Genomic DNA, 17,833 nt, shown 5'->3' with positions numbered 1-17,833 from the left:
CGACTCCGCCAGGTAGCCGTCTTCGGCACTCATCATCTCGGTCGCCAGACGGATGCGCGTCAACGGCGTGCGCAGATCGTGGCTGACGCCGGCCATCAGCAACGTACGGTCATCCGCCAGTTGCTTAACGCCCGATGCCATCTGATTAAAGGCCCGTGTTACCGAACGCACTTCGGATGCGCCGTACTCACGCAGCGGCGGTGGAATAATACCTTTGCCGACCTGCAGAGCAGCATGCTCCAGCTCCACCAGCGGGCGGTTTTGGATGCGAATAAACAGCCAGGCACCGCCTATCGCCAGCAGCATAATCGCCAGGGTATAGCGGAACAGCGGCGAGAAATCGCCCTGGTGAATTTCAGTCAGCGGGACACGCACCCAGATATCCGGCTGCAGCCAGGTTTTCAGCCACACCACCGGTGAGTTTTTGTTCACTTCAACCCGGACGTCGGTGGGCCCACCAAGCTGCTGAGCCATTTGCTGGCTGAGGAATTGATAGTGCTGCGCCCAGCGCAGACCGCTCTCCTCCGCCGCCGAATTGGTATAGAGAGAAATTCCCAGTTCGCGATAGATTTCACGACGGAACGCTGGCGGCACTTCCAGCAAGGTACCATCCTCCAGTTGCAGCTTATCGGTCATCAGCATACGAACTTCGTAGGCCAATACCTTGTTGAACTGCTGCAAACTGGGCAGGATGGCGAAGTTCAGCACCACCAGATAGGTCGTCACCAGGCTGACGAACAGCAAGGTGACGATCAATAGCAGGGTTCGGGCAAACGAGCTACGCGGTGAAAAGCGCAATCGTCTCATGCCTTGCTGCCGTCCGGGACGAAGACGTAGCCAAGACCCCAAACGGTCTGGATATAACGTGGATGCGCAGGATCTTCCTCAACCATACGGCGCAGACGAGAGATCTGCACGTCGATGGAACGTTCCATTGCACTGTATTCACGGCCGCGAGCCAGGTTCATCAGCTTGTCACGCGAAAGCGGTTCACGCGGATGGCTCACCAACGCCTTCAGTACCGCGAACTCACCGCTGGTCAACGGCATAGGCTCGTCTTCGCGGAACATTTCACGGGTACCCAGGTTCAGTTTGAATTTACCAAAGGCAATTACCGCCTCTTCTTGCGAAGGGGCGCCCGGCAGTTCATTGGCCTGGCGGCGCAATACCGCACGGATACGGGCCAGCAATTCACGCGGGTTGAACGGTTTTGGGATGTAATCATCAGCGCCGATTTCCAGGCCGACGATACGATCGACTTCTTCACCTTTGGCGGTCACCATGATGATCGGCATTGGGTTGCTTTGGCTACGCAGACGGCGGCAGATAGAAAGCCCATCTTCGCCCGGCAGCATCAGGTCCAGCACCATCAGGTGGAAGGATTCACGTGTCAGCAAGCGATCCATTTGCTCAGCGTTAGCCACGCTGCGAACCTGAAAACCCTGTTCGGTTAAATAACGCTCTAAAAGCGCGCGCAAGCGCATGTCATCATCGACGACCAGAATCTTATGATTCTCTTGCATTGTATTACTCCCAAAGGCTGTATTGCCTGACGTGAATATTGTTAAAAAACCATGCCAATTCGGACAGCGATTATTGGTATATATTCTAGTCTAAATTGTTACAAAGCTTATTCTTTTACCGAGTTATCAATATCTTTCATTCAACAAGCCAATTAATCCACTCGATATTGTCTCGTTTCGCCGGAAAAAGCGCCCTCAGCCACTCGGCAAAATGACATCACCGTCGCGGGCTGCAGGGGACTGTCGCTCAAATTAACGACGTATTTATAAGCTGATTAACCCTGACTCCGGCTATCGTACCGCCAGTCTAAGCCGGGAGTGACAATGCACCTAATGTTCTGCCGCGCATTCATCGGCGGTATTTTCATCATCGCGTTGGAACAAGCCGCGTATTTCCCCACGTAGCCATTGATTGCCGCGATCATGATGAGCACGTTCATGCCAATACTGCATCACCGGGAAATGCGGTATTGGGAAAGGAACCGGGTAAATATTCACTTTGCCCGCGGCCTGCAGCAATTGCGCCGCTTGATGGGTCACTGTGGCGAGCAGATCCGTTTGGGCGATGATATGGGTCAGACTCAGAAAATGGCTGGTCTGCAGTTTGACGTTGCGCGCAATTCCCTGCTCTCTCATCGCCTGCTCGGCAATTTCCTGACTGCGAATGCGCAAACGGGCAGTCACGTGCTCTGCCTGTAAGAACTGCGGCAAAGACAGCGTTTCACCAATCTGCGGATGCTCCTGCCGCACCGCGCAGCAAAACCCACTGTAAAATAACCGCTGCTGATAAAAAACGGCGCGCCGCAAATCGGGAAAATAGCCGATAGCCAGATCGACCCGTCCGCTTTCCAACGCCTCCTCCAATTGCGCCGGTGCCAGCTCATGACTGACCACCGCCATCCCTGGCGCCACCCGCGCCAGATGGTTAATCAATGGCGGCAGGAAATACTGCTCCCCGATATCCGGCATACACAGCGTCAGCGTTCTGCGACTGGCCGCCGGATCAAAGCCCGCCGGTTGCAACACATCGTCGCGGATCATCAGCAGCACCCGTTCGACCGACGGCATCAGTTCACTGGCCCGGTCGGTCGGGCACATCTCATTATTAATTCGCACAAACATCGGATCGTCAAACAGCTGGCGTAAGCGAGCCAACGCATGGCTCACCGCCGGCTGACTGATACCTAGCATCTGCCCCGCCAGACCAACGCTGCGCTGACGAAAGATGGCGTCAAACACCACTAAAAGATTCAAATCGACGTTCTTCAAATTCATTTTTGTTATTCGGCCAATAAACCACATTCGATTGATTGATTGTAAGCAGCAGATATCCTTTCGGTACATGGAAATTTTCATTTCATTAACAAAAATGCATCACAGGAGCGGTTATGCAAACAGGTGACCAGACCCTCTCAGCCAGACCCAAAGCACTGCACTGGATCGATGGCCAATGGCAGGACTCGGCCAAACAGGGCATCAGCATCAGCCCGGCGGATGGCTCCGAACTGGGGGAATTTGCCGACGGCGGGGCAGAGGAAGCCGCGATGGCGATAGCCGCCGCCCAACGCGCATTTGTGCCGGCATGGAGCCGCGATCGGCACCTGCGGGCACGCTGCCTGAACCAAATGGCCGATCGGTTTGAACAACACGCGGAAACCCTGGCCCAGATCCTGGCGCAAGACAATGGCAAGCCGCTGAACGAAGCCCGCTTTGAGGTTAAGTTCATTCCCAGCAAACTGCGCTACGCCGCCGCACTGGCCCTGACAACCTATGGGCGCGCCATGGAAATTGAGCCAGGTGCCTTATCCAGGGTGCTGTACGAACCGCTGGGCGTGGTCGGGGTGATCACACCATGGAACTCGCCTGCCATTTTGACTATCCGATCGCTGGCTCCGGCGTTGGCCGCCGGCAACACCGCCGTCATCAAGCTCCCGGCTCAGACCGCCCAGGTTAACGCCGCATTCGCCCGCATTCTGGCCGAAGTCGACAGCCTGCCGCAGGGCGTGGTGAACCTGTTTACCGAAAGTGGCAGCGACGGTGCCATGTTGCTGGTCAGCAGCCCGGCGGTGCCGGCCATCAGCTTTACCGGCAGCACCCGCACCGGGCGCTCCCTGGCGGCCAACGCCATGCAACGGATCAAACGTATCTCACTGGAACTGGGCGGGAAAACGCCACATTTACTGTTCGAAGACGCCGATCTGGACCGTGCCTTGCCGATGATCGTACGCTCACTCACCACCTTCAGCGGCCAGTTCTGCGTAACCGGCAGCCGTTTACTGGTACAGCGCGCGATCTATCCGCAGGTTCGTGCCCGCATGGCGGCGTTGCTGGAAGCGGTAAAAATCGGGCCGTCGCTGGAACCAGGCGTTGAACTGGGGCCGTTAATTGACCGACAAAGCGTCCAGCGGGTCGATGCCATGGTCACTGCCGCACTGGCCCAGGGTGCCACTGCCGTGGTTCGCGGTGGGCCGGTAGTGGATGGCCCCTTAGCCAAAGGCGCGTTTTATCGCCCCACCCTGCTGGAAGTGCCCAACAGCGATATGGACATTGTGAAGCAGGAGGTTTTCGGGCCGGTGCTCACGCTGGAGGTGTTTGACGACGAAGCACAAGCGATCGTCTCCGCCAATCATAGCGACTACGGATTGGCCGCCAGTATTTGGTCAATGGACGCTAACCGACCGCACCGGGTCGCGCGGGAAATTCAGGCCGGCAGCGTGTGGATCAACGACTGGGCGCAAATTCACGATGAGTTCGAAGAGGGAGGATACAAGCAGAGCGGCCTGGGCCGTTTGAACGGCATCGCCTCACTGGACAGCTTTATCGAATACAAACACGTCTATCAAAATGTGGGGGTCACTGACCCACAAAGGAAGGACTAAATGAGCATCGATATTCAGCAACTGCAAAAAAAGCATCTGTTCCCGTTATGGGAGTCACTGCATGGTCTGGTCCCCGAACAACCAGAACCTCAGGCTACGCCCTATCAATGGCATTACGCCGAGGTTAAAGACGCGTTGCTGGATATCGGCTCGAAGATCGACATCGAACGTGCCGAGCGCCGCGTGCTGGTCATGGAAAACCCGTCGCTGCCACCGGGTTCGTCACGCATCACCGACACGCTGTATGCCGGAATGCAAATGGTACTGCCGGGGGAAATTGCCCCGCTGCATCGCCACACGCCCACCGCCCTGCGCTTTATTCTGGAAGCCGAGGGCGGCAACACCACGGTAGACGGCGAGCAGACCACGCTGCACCCGGGGGATTTTATCATTACCCCCTCATGGCGTTGGCACCAGCATCAAAATGACACCGATAAACCGATTTTCTGGCTGGATGGTCTGGATGCCCCACTGCTGCACTTTCTCAAGGCCGGATTTCGGCAAGACCGCCTGCCCGCAGGCCAAACGCTGGACCCGCGCCCGGAGGGCGATGCCCTGGCCCGCTACGGCGCAGGCCTGATGCCGCTGGAGTACCGTCCGACGGGGCAGAGTCAGCCCTCGCCGATATTTAACTACCCGTATCAACGCACGCGTGAAGCATTGGAGCAACTGCAGCGCCATAGCGAGATCGACCCGGCCAATGCCATCAGTCTGCGTTACATCAACCCGGCCAACGGCGATTGGGCCATTCCGACCCTCGGCACCGTCATCACGCTGCTGCCCAAGGGGTTTACCAGTCTTTATCAGCGTGGCAATGCCAGCCAGGTACTGGTGGTGATGGAGGGGGAGCTGGAAATACGGCTGACAGGAGGGATCCACTTCCGGTTAAAACCGAAAGATATCTTTGCGCTGCCTTCATGGCTCAGCTATCGGCTGTCTGCGCCGGATGGCGATACGGTCTGTTTCAGTTTTTCCGATCGCCCGGTGCTGGAAAAACTGGGGATCTGGCGTCATGAAATCATGCCAGAAGGCTGATAACGCCTGTTTTCTCTCTCGGCCCGCTCAGCGGGCAATACCATTCCATTTCGCCTTCAGAGGGCCTGTATCATGAAGATCTGCCGTTTCAATCACGACCGGATAGGGATCATCCGGCAGCAGCGGGTGTACGACATCACGCCAATGTTTCACGCCATCCCCCCCGCCCATTGGCCCGCGCCGCCCGCGACTGGATGATTAGTCATTTCCCCTTCGTTGCCAAGGGGCTGGGCGCAAACTGGGAACGGCTGGAAAGTTATCCGCTGGAGCAGGTGAACCTGAATTCGCCGGTGGCCAACCCAGGCAAACTTATTGCCGCACCGATCAATTATCGCGATCACATCGCCGAAGCCAATGCCGACCAACAAATCAACCATGGCAAGGTCTATACCGATATCAGCGAGTACGGTCTGTTTCTCAAGGCCAACAGCTCATTGTGCGGACCGAACGAGATCATCAACTTGCCCATTCCTGATCGACGTACCGATCCAGAGGTCGAACTGGCGGTGATCATTGGCCAACGCGCCCGGAACCTGCCCGTCGAACAGGCCCTGGAGGTGGTGTTCGGCTACGCTATCGGCATAGACATGACCGTCCGCGGTTCGGAATTTCCCTCTTTCCGTAAGTCGGCCGATGGGTTTTCGGTGTTGGGCCCGTGGATTGTCACCCCTGACGAAATCGGCGATCCGAACGCGCTGGATCTCAGTATCCGGGTGAATGGCCAACTCAGGCAGCACTCCAACACCCGCCACCTGATTTATAACGTACAACGCCTGATCGCCTATGCCTCGGCGATGTTTACCCTGTGGCCGGGCGATGTAATTTATACCGGTACGCCGTCCGGCGTCTCGCCGATACAGGCCGGTGACCGTATCGAGGTCAGCATCGAACGCATCGGTGCGATGTCGGTCACGATAGCCGACAGAGCACCCTGACAAGCCCTATTTTCGATGCCTCTGGCCCCGTATCTGTCGTACACTTCGCGCTATAGGTTCCACTATTGCCACGGTAACAGGTTGTATGAGAACACCGCTGATCACCCGTGAAGGGTACGACAAACTTAAACAAGAGCTGGATTACCTCTGGCGGGAAGATCGGCCAGAGGTCACCAAAAAAGTGACCTGGGCCGCCAGCCTTGGCGACAGAAGTGAAAATGCCGATTATCAGTACAACAAGAAACGGCTGCGGGAGATCGATCGCCGCGTGCGCTACCTGACCAAATGCCTCGAGCAGTTGAAAGTCGTCGACCATTCGCCGCAGCAGGAAGGCAAAGTGTTCTTTGGTGCCTGGGTAGAGGTGGAAAACGAAGACGGTGAGATTAAACGCTTTCGCATCGTCGGCTATGACGAGATTTTTGGCCGTCGGGACTATATCTCCATCGATTCACCGATGGCCCGCGCCCTGCTGAAAAAAGAAGTGGGTGATGCCGCCACGGTCAACACCCCAGCGGGAGATGCGCTGTGGTATGTGAATGAGATCGAGTACGTTAAATAAGATTTCGGCTTTTTCCTAGCGAGCGTCCGCCGCCGCGGTACAGGCCACTTTACGTGCCCTGGCTGCCGAGAGGCGGCCCGCTTCACTGGCATTTTCCGCGCGCAATCCGTATAACTGTCCCCCTGTTTACTCACCATTATCAACAGATACCAGACATATGAATGACCCACTGAGCCGCATTATTGCAACAGAACTGCAGGCCCGGCCGGAGCAAGTTGACTCCGCCATCCGTCTGCTGGATGAAGGTAATACCGTGCCCTTTATTGCACGCTATCGTAAGGAAGTCACCGGGGGTTTGGACGATACCCAACTGCGCCAGCTGGAAACCCGCCTGGGTTATCTGCGTGAACTGGAAGACCGCCGTCAGACCATCCTTAAATCGATCGACGAGCAGGGCAAACTGACCGAACAACTGGCGGGGGCGATCACCGCCACGCAAAGCAAAACCGAACTCGAAGACCTCTACCTGCCTTACAAACCCAAGCGCCGCACCCGTGGACAGATCGCCATCGAAGCCGGTCTGGCCCCATTGGCGGACAGCCTGTGGCAGGATCCTCAGCAGCAGCCGGAAACGCTGGCCGAACGCTACGTTGACGCCGACAAAGGCGTGGCGGACGTGAAAGCCGCCCTCGACGGGGCGCGTTACATCCTGATGGAGCGCTTCGCTGAAGACGCCGCGCTGCTGGCCAAGGTTCGTAATTACCTGTGGAAGCATGCGCATCTGGTCTCCAAAGTGGTGGAAGGCAAAGAAGAAGCCGGCGCGAAATTCCGCGACTACTTCGATCACCATGAACCTATTGCCCAGGTGCCTTCACACCGTGCACTGGCCATGTTCCGTGGCCGCAACGAAGGCGTGCTGCAACTGGCGCTGAACGCCGATCCACAGTTTGAAGAAGCTCCGCGTGAAAGCCAGGCGGAACAGATCATCATCAGCCATCTCGATCTGCGCCTGAATAACGCCCCGGCAGATGCCTGGCGCAAAGCCGTGGTCAACTGGACCTGGCGCATCAAGGTGCTGCTGCATCTGGAAACCGAACTGATGAGTACCGTGCGCGAGCGTGCGGAAGACGAAGCAATCAACGTCTTCGCCCGTAACATGCACGATCTGATGATGGCCGCACCGGCCGGCATGCGTGCGACCATGGGGCTGGATCCGGGCTTGCGTACCGGGGTGAAAGTGGCGGTGGTGGATGCCACCGGCAAACTGGTCGCCACCGACACCGTCTACCCGCATACCGGACAGACCGCCAAAGCCGCTGCCATCGTCGCGGCACTGTGCATCAAACATAAAGTGGAACTGGTGGCCATCGGCAACGGTACCGCGTCGCGTGAAACCGAGCGTTTTTACCTTGATTTGCAACAGCAGTTCGGCGAAGTCAAAGCGCAGAAAGTGATCGTCAGCGAAGCCGGTGCCTCGGTGTATTCCGCCTCCGAACTGGCGGCACTGGAATTCCCTAACCTCGACGTCTCGCTGCGTGGCGCCGTCTCTATCGCCCGCCGCCTGCAGGATCCGCTGGCCGAGCTGGTGAAAATCGATCCGAAATCCATCGGTGTCGGTCAGTACCAGCACGATGTCAGCCAAAGCCAACTGGCGAAAAAGCTGGATTCGGTGGTTGAAGACTGCGTGAACGCCGTTGGGGTCGATCTGAACACCGCCTCAGTGCCGCTGCTGGCCCGCGTGGCTGGCCTGACGCGCATGATGGCGCAGAATATCGTCACCTGGCGTGATGAGAACGGCCGTTTCAGCAACCGTGAACAGCTATTGAAAGTCAGCCGTCTGGGGCCAAAAGCCTTTGAGCAGTGCGCCGGCTTCCTGCGTATTAACCACGGCGAAAACCCACTGGATGCCTCGACCGTTCACCCGGAAACCTACCCGGTAGTCGAACGCATTCTGGCTGCCACCCACCAGGCACTGCAGGATCTGATGGGTAACCGGGCAGCGGTGCGCAGCCTTAAGGCCAGCGATTTCACCGACGAGAAGTTCGGCATGCCAACGGTGACCGACATCCTGAAGGAGCTGGAGAAACCGGGCCGCGATCCGCGCCCTGAATTCAAAACCGCTACCTTCGCTGAAGGCGTTGAAACCCTCAATGACCTGCAGCCGGGCATGATCCTGGAAGGTTCGGTGACCAACGTGACCAACTTCGGTGCCTTTGTGGATATCGGCGTGCATCAGGACGGCCTGGTACATATCTCCTCGCTGGCGGACAAGTTTGTCGAAGATCCACACACCGTGGTGAAAGCCGGCGACGTCGTCAAAGTGAAGGTGATGGAAGTTGACCTTCAGCGCAAACGCATCGCGCTGAGCATGCGTCTGGACGAGCAACCGGGGGAAGGTTCGCCGCGCCGTGGCAGCAATTCCGCCCCGGCCAAGGACAATACAAACCGGGCACCGGCCAATAAGGCCAAACCGCGTGGCGGCAACAACAACACCTCGGCGGGTAACAGCGCCATGGGTGATGCGCTGGCGGCGGCATTCGGCAAAAAATCTTAATCAGACCCTAACCCGGCTAATGGGATGCAGGGCGGAGTTCACTCCGCCCTTTCCTGACGAAATATCCCCGCGATTTTTGACCCGCCTCAATAAACCTGCATTTTTCTCTAATCTTACCAACGGCTATAACGACCCAATGTTTTAGGCCTGAAAATAGCGTTGTATCGCCATCGATTAACACCGTTATTAACATCATGTTCCCATTTCGCCATTTCCCAGAGAAACACAAATAGTTACCGCTCGTATTCAGTCGACGAGATGTTGCCAAATAAATACCAATATGGGTGCTAACCGATCAAAGCTGCCGAATTTGTCGCTAATTTTTTCAAACTGGAAAACATCACTACAATCACGTAACTGATTTAACTCACCATTCGCATTTGCGCCCCGCCAAGCCGGGTGATAAAAGTAGTCCTGTCAGGCGGTCTCGATGGTTAAATGTGATCGCCACAACTTTTGGTTACCAATACCCCTATTTTTTGCATTGAATACGATAATGATTCTCACTATTATTATTGTGCGTGTTCACTGCATTACCTCATGGATTGAAAACGTCGGCAGCCCGTCATATTTACCGCGGCGCTTCCTTTGGAACGTTCTTTTATCATCATCGGCCCAATAAGCTGGGCTCAGGGAAGGTTACATGCATCTTCTGCCTAAACGGTCGTATAAGATCGCCGGCTTCGCCAATGAAATCGGCCCAGCCTACCGCCAGAAACTGTTATCACTCGGCATGCTGCCGGGGTCGTCGTTTGAAGTGGTACGCGTCGCACCACTGGGTGATCCCATAGAAATTAAAACCCGCCGCGTCAGCCTGGTGCTGCGCAGGAAAGATCTGGCCCTGATCCTGCTCGACGACCCATCCTGACGCGGAGTCGCCTTGCCTTGGCCTCGCGCATCGCCTGGCCCCATTTCTCTTGACTGATATCACGCAAAATTATGAAAAAACTCACTATTGGCTTAATAGGAAATCCTAATTCCGGTAAGACTACGCTGTTTAACCAGCTGACCGGGGCGCGCCAGCGAGTCGGTAACTGGGCGGGCGTGACGGTGGAGCGTAAAGAAGGCCTGTTCACCACGCCGCAATCCCAGGTCAAACTGGTCGATCTGCCCGGCACCTACTCCCTGACCACCATCTCGGAGCAAACCTCACTCGACGAGCAGATCGCCTGCCACTACATTCTGAGCGGCGACGCCGATCTGCTGATCAACGTGGTCGACGCTTCCAACCTGGAACGCAATCTGTACCTGACGCTGCAACTGCTGGAGCTGGGTATTCCCTGCATCGTCGCGCTGAACATGCTGGATATCGCCAGAAGTCAAAAAATTGATATTGATATCGCCGCCCTGTCCGCACGCCTCGGCTGTCCGGTGGTACCGCTGATCTCCACCAAGGCCGATGGTATTGGTGTACTCAAGCAGATGATCGACAATCATCAGTTCAACGAATTGAAAGCGCTGGTGCTCTACCCTCCGGTGCTGCTGAAAGAAATGACCACGTTGAGCGATGCGATGCCACAGAACCTGCCGAGTGAGCAGCGCCTCTGGCTGGCACTGCAGATGCTGGAAGGCGATATCTACAGCCATACTCTAGCCGGCCCGGCGGCGGCCCTGCTGCCGGCAGCCAGAGAGGCACTGCGACAACAGCAACAGGAAGACCCGGCATTAGTCATCGCCGATGCGCGCTATCAGTCGATCGCCACTCTGTGTGACGCCGTCAGCAATTCGCAGCAGGCGATACCAAACCGCCTTACCGAAGCCCTGGATAAAGTGATCCTCAACCGCTGGCTGGGAGTGCCGATCTTCCTGCTGGTGATGTATCTGATGTTCCTGCTGGCAATCAACCTTGGTGGTGCGCTGCAGCCAATTTTCGATATCGGTTCTGCGGCCATCTTTATCCAGGGCATTCAATGGCTGGGTTACACCCTGCATTTCCCTGAATGGCTGACTATTTTCCTGGCACAGGGGGTCGGTGGCGGTATCAACACCGTGCTGCCACTGGTGCCGCAAATCGGCATGATGTACCTGTTCCTGTCGTTCCTCGAAGACTCGGGCTACATGGCCAGGGCAGCCTTCGTGATGGATCGCCTGATGCAGGCACTCGGGTTGCCCGGGAAATCTTTCGTGCCGCTGATTGTCGGCTTTGGCTGCAACGTGCCATCCATCATGGGCGCTCGCACCCTGGATGCGCAGCGCGAACGCCTGATTACCATCATGATGGCCCCCTTCATGTCGTGCGGCGCCCGGTTGGCCATCTTCGCCGTCTTTGCCGCCGCCTTCTTCGGTCAGGACGGAGCGGGCGTGGTGTTCTCTTTGTATATGCTCGGCATTGTGGTGGCGATCCTCACCGGGTTGGTGCTGAAGTACACCATCATGCGCGGCGAAGCCTCACCCTTCGTTATGGAACTGCCGGTCTACCACGTGCCACATCTGAAAAGCCTGCTGCTGCAAACCTGGCAGCGACTGAAAGGCTTCGTCCTGCGTGCCGGTAAGGTGATCGTGATTGCCAGCATCTTCATTGGCGGCCTGAACAGCTTTTCGTTCAGCGGCAAACCGGTAGATAACATCAATGATTCCGCACTGGCGTCGGTGTCCAAGGTGCTGACACCGCTGCTGCAACCGATGGGCGTGCACAATGATAACTGGCAGGCCACCGTCGGTCTGGTGACCGGCGCCATGGCGAAGGAAGTGGTGGTCGGCACCCTGAACACGCTGTACACCGCCGAACATATCAATAATACCGAATTTGATGCCGCCAACTTTAACCTGCAGGACGAACTGGGCGGAGCACTGAATACCACCTGGCAGGGGCTGAAAGACACCTTCAGCCTGAGCGTGCTGTCCAACCCGATTGAGGCCAGCAAGGGCGATGGGGAAATGGACGTCGGCTCAATGGGCGTGATGAGTAGTAAATTCGGCTCCGGGGTTTCCGCCTACAGCTACCTGATTTTCGTGTTGCTTTACGTCCCTTGCGTCTCGGTCATGGGGGCTATCGCCCGTGAATCCAGCCGCGGCTGGATGACCTTCTCCATTCTCTGGGGGCTGAATGTCGCTTACTCCCTGGCCACGCTGTTTTATCAGGTCGCCACCTTCAGCCAGCATCCGCAGTACAGCCTGACGGCAATCGCCATTGTGGTGCTGTTCAATCTGTTGATCCTGTTCGGCCTGCGTCGGGCGCGCAGCCGGGTAACAGTGCGGCTGGGCAATGCTACACCAGCAACCTGTTGCCAGGGTGCCAAGGGGGACTGTCACTGATGGCCGGCCTGCTGCAGATCCGTGATGCATTGGCGCTGCACGGCAACGTGCAGGCGCTTCAACTCAGCCGTCAGTTGGCGGCCCCGCTGCCGTTAGTGCAGGCCATGTTGGAGCGTTTAATCGCGATGGGGAAAGTGGAGCGTATCGAGCAGGATAACAGCGCCTGCCTGAGTGGCAGTTGTAAAAGCTGCCCAGAGGGCCAGGGATGCAGTACGGTGATCTATCGTTTGAAGTCGTAAGGATCGGGGCGCGGCACAGGCGCGCCCCTGTTCAATCAATCGTTATTGCTTGTCTTTATACACGTCAGCGATAGCACTGAACTTGCCGTGCTCACGGCCAGCCAGAATTACGTAGTATTGCCCGCCTTTTTCATCAGCCAGTTTGGACAGCTCTTCTTTTGCATCCATTGGCGACGTGGTTTGTGCGGTAGTGGTTACTGTACCCACTTTCTCGTATTTACCCGGATTCTTGTCCAGATCTTCCTTGGTCAGCAGGGTCGCTGCCAGGGTGCTGAAAGACACTGAACCTACAACTAACGCGGCAATAATCATTTTCAAAGATTTCATTACAATACCTCTCAATGGATAATTTATTTATTATGAAAACTGTCCAGGGTAAGTGCGCCATAATACCGGCTGCCGTGACATCTTCTGACCTCGTTGCTTTCCCTGACGAGAGCCGTTTTCCCAGAGACGAAACGCCAAAGTAAAAAAACCGTGAACGGTTTTTTCATTTCCCAGCCAACGCAGTTACCCCCCTAAGTATCGGACAGGTTTATTTTTTATCCACTAAGCAGCTCTTTTTTTAACGCTTTATTGTGCGTTTTGGCAGCGGATCCCACTTTCGGCCACAAAGGTGCAGATAATTTCAGCGAATTCATCAGGCTGGGAAATAAATGGCGCGTGGGCCGCTTTGGCAATGATGATTGAAGACGAGTGTGGCCAACTGACGTCGAGTAACCCGGCCACCTTACGCGGCACCAATCCGTCCAGATAACCATAAACCCGCAACAAGGGCAGCGACAACTGCGTCAACGCTTGACGCAAGTCAGCCGTCCGCAATATTTCAAGCCCACCGTTCAGGACTTCAACACTTGGCGTCGGCTGGTTAAGCACCACCGACTTCAGCAAGCGGGCGTCCTGCCGTGCGCTTTCCGTTCCCAGCGTCTGTAATGCCAGAAAACGCTCTACGGTACGCTGAAAATCCTGACTCAACTGATGCTGAAAACCGCTCAGTACTTCCGGGCGGATCCCCGGCCAGTCACCCTGTGCCGTAAAGCAGGGCGAAGAGGCTACGGTGATCAGCCCACGTACCCGCTGCGGCTGCATCAGCGCTATCTGGCTGGCCACCAGCCCGCCGAGCGACCAGCCTAGCCACCATGCCTGGGCCGGCGCGGCATCCAGCACGATTTCCGCCATTTGCTCGAGCGACATGGCAGCAAACCCCTGGCTGCGGCCATAACCCGGCAAATCGACCAAATGCAGGCGAAAATGCGGCGTCAGTCGCTCAAGCATGCAACTCCACACTTCTGCATTCAGTCCCCAGCCATGCAGCAGCACAAGATCGCGATCGCCTTCACCTATTGTTTGCCAGTACAACGCAGTCATCAGTTATTGTCCTTTCATTCTCATCCGTCAGGGAGGACGGCTATGCTATCAATCTGCAGCCGCTGTTGGCTATGCCGACAGCCATTACATCTTAGTCGTCAGGGTATCTGCAGCTACTGCCTGCGCCAAATGGCCGCCAAACCGCTATGCTGCCCCCGCTGCGGGCTGCCCGCCGGCGATACGGTATTGCCCTGTGGCCGCTGCCTGCAACAGCCGCCCCCCTGGCAGGCTTTGGTGTTCGTCAGCAACTACCAGGCCCCGTTGCGCCAACTGATCAAAAAATTCAAGTTTCAGCACACGCCGGAACTGGCACCGCTGCTGGCACGGTTAATTTTGCTAAACTGGCAACGGGCGCATCGAGAGCAATATCTGAACAGACCCGATGTGATTTTAGCAGTACCCTTACAGGCTAAACGTTGCTGGCGTCGCGGCTATAACCAGAGCGATTTGCTGGCGCGGCCGCTGGCGTACTGGCTGGGCTGCGACTATCGCCCCGCCGCCCTGAGCCGGGTGCGTAAAACCGCCCCACAGCAACGGTTGCCGGCCCGTATGCGGCGGCGTAATCTACGCGGTGCATTTCGCTGCCATGAATCTTTGGCGGGTCGACACGTCGCCCTGCTGGACGATGTGGTGACGACGGGCAGTACGGTGGCAGAAATTTCCAGGTTGTTGCAGCGGCAGGGAGTCGCATCAATACAGATTTGGTGTGTTTGCCGCACGTTGTAGTGCCAAGGCAATGGGCGTATTATAACCTAGTATAGAAGTCAACTATTTGAACTAACGAGCTAATGCCATGATTCGTATAACAGATACTGCACAGGAACACTTTGCCAAACTGCTGGCAAATCAAGAGGAAGGCACCCAAATCCGCGTATTCGTGATCAACCCGGGTACGCCTACGGCCGAATGCGGTGTCTCTTATTGCCCGCCGGACGCGGTTGAAGCGACAGACACCGAGCTGAAGTTCGAAAAGCTGTCTGCCTATATCGACGAACTGAGCAAACCTTATCTGGACGATGCCGAGATCGACTTCGTCACCGACCAACTGGGCTCGCAGCTGACGCTGAAAGCGCCAAACGCCAAAATGCGTAAAGTGGACGACAACGCACCGCTGATGGAGCGTGTTGAATACGTACTGCAGTCACAGATCAACCCACAGCTGGCAGGCCACGGCGGCCGTGTTACGCTGATGGAAATCACTGATGACAGCCTGGCGATCCTGCAGTTCGGTGGCGGCTGTAACGGGTGTTCAATGGTCGATGTGACCCTGAAGGAAGGCATCGAGAAAGAGCTGCTGCAAAAGTTCCCTGAACTGAAAGGCGTGCGCGATTTGACCGAGCACCAGCGCGGTGAGCACTCCTACTATTAATCCTCTGTTCCAGGGCCCGATGCCCCACAGCGGATAAAAAAATGCCGGATTTGGTGTGCCCAATCCGGCATTTTTACGTCAATTACCCTACCGAGACCTTGCGTCGCCGCTTGTCCAAATCCTTCAGTAACCGGTTGACCTGCTGATCGGCAAACATCTCCTCCAGGGTGTGGGTCAGTTTACGTCGCCAGTTCGGGTACTGATCGCTGGTGCCAGGAATATTGACCGGATCCGCCATGTCCAGCCAGTCTTCCGGCTGCAGACCCAGCAACGCGCTGGCGCTGTCGGCGACATAACGCTGTAAGCCCCGATTAAGCAACGGGCTCATATTCAACAACGCCGCCTTTTTTCCTACCTTCTGCGGCACACAACCATAGTGGTGCAGCCCGTCCAGCAACCCCTGCTTGGCTCGCTCACGGTCGGCAAACAGCTCTTTCAGGATCTCCGCATCCGGATACAATCCCAGTTGGTTGCCCAACTGCAGGTCACCGCTTTGCCAATAACCGCGCAGCGTCGGCAGATCGTGGGTGGTGATAGTCGCCATGGCCTGCACCGGATAGGCCTGCGGTGCGCGGAAATGGTTCTCCCCGTCACGTTCGAAATACAGCACCTTATAGGAGTAGACGCCGCTGTCGCGAAGCTTGCCGACAATCTCAACCGGAACGGTACCGAGGTCTTCGCCAATCACCATACAACGGTGGCGTTGGCTTTCCAGCGCCAGCACTGCTAACAGATCGTCCACCGGGTATTTCACATAGGCACCGTGAACCGCGGTTTCACCGTAGGGTATCCACCACAGACGCAGTAACGCCATCACGTGGTCAATGCGCAGTGCGCCGCAACTGGTCATATTGGCACGCAGCAGATCGATAAACGGCTGGTAGCCCCGCGCCGCCATCACATGGGGATCCATCGGCGGCAGGCCCCAGTTTTGCCCCAACGGGCCCAGAATATCCGGCGGTGCACCCACCGAGGCTTTCAGACAATAAAGCTCGCGCTCGCACCAGGTTTCCGAGCCCCCTTCCGCCACGCCGACCGCCAAATCGCGGTACAGGCCGATCGGCATCTGTTGTTGCTGGCTCTGGCGGAAACAATCGGCGAACTGGCTGGCCGCCAACCACTGCAACCACAGGTAAAACGTCACCTGATCCTGCTGTTGCTGACAAAATTGCTTCACCGCAGCGCTGTCGCCCTGTTGATATTGCTCAGGCCAGGCCGGCCAGCCCCACAGGCTGCTGTCTTTGGCAGCCAGATGGGCATGCAGCGCATCAAAAGCAGCCTGCTGATACAGGCTGTCGCCACCGTCGAGAACAAACTGCTCAAATGCCTGACGTTGCTCGTCACCCGCTTTACGTGCCTGGAACAGCGGGAATGCCAGCTTTAGCGCCGACAGCTTTAGCTGCGTCACCGTGCTGTAATCCACCTGCTCGCTGCTGCGCGCCGCGGCCAGCTTCTTTTGCGTGGCCGGTTTCAGCCACCATTGCTGCGCGGCGTCATTGCGCTGGAAATCTTCCACCGCGTTCACATCGATATAAATCACGTTCAGCCAGCGCCGCGATGACGGGCTGTACGGGCTGGCGCTTTCCGGATTGGCCGGATACAGCGCGTGGATCGGGTTCAGCCCGACAAAAGCACCACCCCGCTCACCGACCTGCTCCACCATCTGACGCAGATCGCCAAAATCACCGATACCCCAGTTACGATCGGATCGCAGGGTGTAAAGCTGGACGCAAGCGCCCCACAGCTTCTTTCCAGTCAGCAAGGCATCCGGTTCATAACAGCGTTTCGGCGCCACGATCAGTCGACACTGCCACTGCTGCTCGCCCTGCTTCAGCGTCAGTTGGTGATAACCCGGCGGTAACTCGCCCGGCAGGGTAAAGGTTTTACGCGCGCTGGCACGCCCTTGTTGCTGGCCGCCATCCTCACGCAGCAACGTCCACAGATACTCACCGCTGCCCGCCAATGGCAACGCCACCGGCGCACCCTGATAGAAGACCTTCACCGCCGGTAGCGGCGTCATTGCAGTCTCCTGTGGGGTCGTAGTGCGTCCCATGGCATCCAGCAGTCGGCGCTTGGTGTCCTCAGCGATCGCCTGCTGTTGACCGTGGGCATTAATATAATCGGCAGCGATACCCGCCTGAGCGGCCGCTTGATCGATGACCTTACGATCCATTCGC

17 protein-coding genes are annotated in these 17,833 nt (G+C 56.9%); 10 read left to right on the top strand and 7 right to left on the bottom strand.

Annotated elements, in window-relative coordinates:
* From envZ to BEI65_RS11815, 3 genes are all read right to left on the bottom strand, one after another.
* Positions 1 to 807 (bottom strand): two-component system sensor histidine kinase EnvZ (gene envZ / locus BEI65_RS27140; protein ID WP_232519084.1); only part of this gene is annotated, 807 nt, incomplete at its 3' end.
* A complete protein-coding gene (gene ompR, locus BEI65_RS11820) occupies positions 804 to 1,523 on the bottom strand; it encodes a two-component system response regulator OmpR (protein WP_004709363.1) in 720 nt (239 codons plus the stop codon). The genes ompR and envZ, both read right to left, overlap by 4 nt.
* Positions 1,524 to 1,853: 330 nt before the next feature.
* On the bottom strand, positions 1,854 to 2,798 hold the full coding sequence (locus BEI65_RS11815) for a LysR family transcriptional regulator (RefSeq protein ID WP_099063501.1): 945 nt from the start codon (positions 2,796 to 2,798) through the stop codon (positions 1,854 to 1,856).
* A gap of 113 nt (positions 2,799 to 2,911) precedes the next feature.
* Between BEI65_RS11815 and BEI65_RS11810 the strand changes: the two genes are divergently transcribed.
* Both BEI65_RS11810 and BEI65_RS11805 read left to right on the top strand, forming a co-directional pair.
* Positions 2,912 to 4,402, top strand: a complete 1,491-nt coding sequence (locus BEI65_RS11810) for an aldehyde dehydrogenase family protein (RefSeq protein WP_099063500.1) — start codon at positions 2,912 to 2,914, stop codon at positions 4,400 to 4,402.
* Positions 4,403 to 5,437 (top strand): cupin domain-containing protein, encoded by a 1,035-nt coding sequence (locus tag BEI65_RS11805; protein ID WP_099063499.1) that lies wholly within the window; start codon positions 4,403 to 4,405, stop codon positions 5,435 to 5,437.
* A gap of 27 nt (positions 5,438 to 5,464) precedes the next feature.
* Here BEI65_RS11805 and BEI65_RS27340 read toward each other — a convergent pair whose 3' ends face one another.
* Positions 5,465 to 5,590: a hypothetical protein gene (locus tag BEI65_RS27340; RefSeq protein ID WP_255408998.1), complete on the bottom strand. Its 126-nt coding sequence runs from the start codon at positions 5,588 to 5,590 to the stop codon at positions 5,465 to 5,467.
* Positions 5,591 to 5,631: 41 nt separating this feature from the next.
* Between BEI65_RS27340 and BEI65_RS11800 the strand changes: the two genes are divergently transcribed.
* The 6 genes from BEI65_RS11800 to BEI65_RS11775 all read left to right on the top strand — a co-directional run bounded on the left by BEI65_RS11800 (position 5,632) and on the right by BEI65_RS11775 (position 12,919).
* On the top strand, positions 5,632 to 6,372 hold the full coding sequence (locus BEI65_RS11800) for a fumarylacetoacetate hydrolase family protein (RefSeq protein WP_232519083.1): 741 nt from the start codon (positions 5,632 to 5,634) through the stop codon (positions 6,370 to 6,372).
* A gap of 85 nt (positions 6,373 to 6,457) precedes the next feature.
* Complete coding sequence (gene greB / locus BEI65_RS11795) at positions 6,458 to 6,931, top strand: transcription elongation factor GreB (protein WP_099063498.1); 474 nt, start codon at positions 6,458 to 6,460, stop codon at positions 6,929 to 6,931.
* Positions 6,932 to 7,088: 157 nt separating this feature from the next.
* Positions 7,089 to 9,425 (top strand): Tex family protein, encoded by a 2,337-nt coding sequence (locus BEI65_RS11790; RefSeq protein ID WP_099063497.1) that lies wholly within the window; start codon positions 7,089 to 7,091, stop codon positions 9,423 to 9,425.
* Positions 9,426 to 10,068: 643 nt separating this feature from the next.
* A complete protein-coding gene (gene feoA / locus BEI65_RS11785) occupies positions 10,069 to 10,293 on the top strand; it encodes a ferrous iron transporter A (RefSeq protein WP_085119832.1) in 225 nt (74 codons plus the stop codon).
* 71 nt (positions 10,294 to 10,364) lie between these two features.
* Positions 10,365 to 12,680 carry a Fe(2+) transporter permease subunit FeoB gene (gene feoB, locus BEI65_RS11780; protein ID WP_099063496.1) on the top strand — a complete coding sequence of 772 codons (2,316 nt, stop codon included), beginning with the start codon at positions 10,365 to 10,367 and terminating at the stop codon, positions 12,678 to 12,680.
* A complete protein-coding gene (locus BEI65_RS11775) occupies positions 12,680 to 12,919 on the top strand; it encodes a FeoC-like transcriptional regulator (RefSeq protein ID WP_099063495.1) in 240 nt (79 codons plus the stop codon). Before feoB ends, BEI65_RS11775 begins: the two co-directional genes overlap by 1 nt.
* A gap of 42 nt (positions 12,920 to 12,961) precedes the next feature.
* Here the strand turns inward: BEI65_RS11775 and BEI65_RS11770 are convergent, their stop codons facing one another.
* Positions 12,962 to 13,246 (bottom strand): YdgH/BhsA/McbA-like domain containing protein, encoded by a 285-nt coding sequence (locus BEI65_RS11770; protein WP_099063494.1) that lies wholly within the window; start codon positions 13,244 to 13,246, stop codon positions 12,962 to 12,964.
* Positions 13,247 to 13,492: 246 nt separating this feature from the next.
* A complete protein-coding gene (gene bioH, locus BEI65_RS11765; RefSeq protein WP_099063493.1) occupies positions 13,493 to 14,287 on the bottom strand; it encodes a pimeloyl-ACP methyl ester esterase BioH in 795 nt (264 codons plus the stop codon).
* Positions 14,288 to 14,329: 42 nt separating this feature from the next.
* Here bioH and gntX point away from each other — a divergent pair, with 42 nt between their 5' ends.
* Both gntX and nfuA read left to right on the top strand, forming a co-directional pair.
* Positions 14,330 to 15,013 (top strand): DNA utilization protein GntX, encoded by a 684-nt coding sequence (gntX, locus tag BEI65_RS11760; RefSeq protein ID WP_099063492.1) that lies wholly within the window; start codon positions 14,330 to 14,332, stop codon positions 15,011 to 15,013.
* 67 nt (positions 15,014 to 15,080) lie between these two features.
* Positions 15,081 to 15,656, top strand: a complete 576-nt coding sequence (gene nfuA, locus BEI65_RS11755) for a Fe-S biogenesis protein NfuA (RefSeq protein ID WP_012147309.1) — start codon at positions 15,081 to 15,083, stop codon at positions 15,654 to 15,656.
* Positions 15,657 to 15,738: 82 nt separating this feature from the next.
* On the opposite strand, the gene malQ is transcribed toward nfuA, so the two are convergent.
* Positions 15,739 to 17,829 (bottom strand): 4-alpha-glucanotransferase, encoded by a 2,091-nt coding sequence (malQ, locus tag BEI65_RS11750; protein ID WP_099063491.1) that lies wholly within the window; start codon positions 17,827 to 17,829, stop codon positions 15,739 to 15,741.
* Positions 17,830 to 17,833: the final 4 nt, after the last annotated feature.

Origin of the sequence: Serratia sp. BW106 (genome assembly GCF_002607755.1) — a bacterium.
Taxonomy (GTDB): Bacteria; Pseudomonadota; Gammaproteobacteria; order Enterobacterales; family Enterobacteriaceae; genus Serratia; species Serratia proteamaculans.
This window is presented reverse-complemented; position numbering and strand designations above follow the sequence as displayed.

Bases quoted from the DNA above. Each gene is read 5' to 3' on its own strand.
- ompR (WP_004709363.1), bottom strand. From the start codon at position 1,523: ATGCAAGAGAATCATAAGATTCTGGTCGTCGATGATGACATGCGCTTG.
- BEI65_RS11815 (WP_099063501.1), bottom strand. From the start codon at position 2,798: ATGAATTTGAAGAACGTCGATTTGAATCTTTTAGTGGTGTTTGACGCC.
- BEI65_RS11810 (WP_099063500.1), top strand. From the start codon at position 2,912: ATGCAAACAGGTGACCAGACCCTCTCAGCCAGACCCAAAGCACTGCAC.
- BEI65_RS11805 (WP_099063499.1), top strand. From the start codon at position 4,403: ATGAGCATCGATATTCAGCAACTGCAAAAAAAGCATCTGTTCCCGTTA.
- BEI65_RS11800 (WP_232519083.1), top strand. From the start codon at position 5,632: ATGATTAGTCATTTCCCCTTCGTTGCCAAGGGGCTGGGCGCAAACTGG.
- greB (WP_099063498.1), top strand. From the start codon at position 6,458: ATGAGAACACCGCTGATCACCCGTGAAGGGTACGACAAACTTAAACAA.
- BEI65_RS11790 (WP_099063497.1), top strand. From the start codon at position 7,089: ATGAATGACCCACTGAGCCGCATTATTGCAACAGAACTGCAGGCCCGG.
- feoA (WP_085119832.1), top strand. From the start codon at position 10,069: ATGCATCTTCTGCCTAAACGGTCGTATAAGATCGCCGGCTTCGCCAAT.
- feoB (WP_099063496.1), top strand. From the start codon at position 10,365: ATGAAAAAACTCACTATTGGCTTAATAGGAAATCCTAATTCCGGTAAG.
- BEI65_RS11775 (WP_099063495.1), top strand. From the start codon at position 12,680: ATGGCCGGCCTGCTGCAGATCCGTGATGCATTGGCGCTGCACGGCAAC.
- BEI65_RS11770 (WP_099063494.1), bottom strand. From the start codon at position 13,246: ATGAAATCTTTGAAAATGATTATTGCCGCGTTAGTTGTAGGTTCAGTG.
- bioH (WP_099063493.1), bottom strand. From the start codon at position 14,287: ATGACTGCGTTGTACTGGCAAACAATAGGTGAAGGCGATCGCGATCTT.
- gntX (WP_099063492.1), top strand. From the start codon at position 14,330: ATGCTATCAATCTGCAGCCGCTGTTGGCTATGCCGACAGCCATTACAT.
- nfuA (WP_012147309.1), top strand. From the start codon at position 15,081: ATGATTCGTATAACAGATACTGCACAGGAACACTTTGCCAAACTGCTG.
- malQ (WP_099063491.1), bottom strand. From the start codon at position 17,829: ATGGATCGTAAGGTCATCGATCAAGCGGCCGCTCAGGCGGGTATCGCT.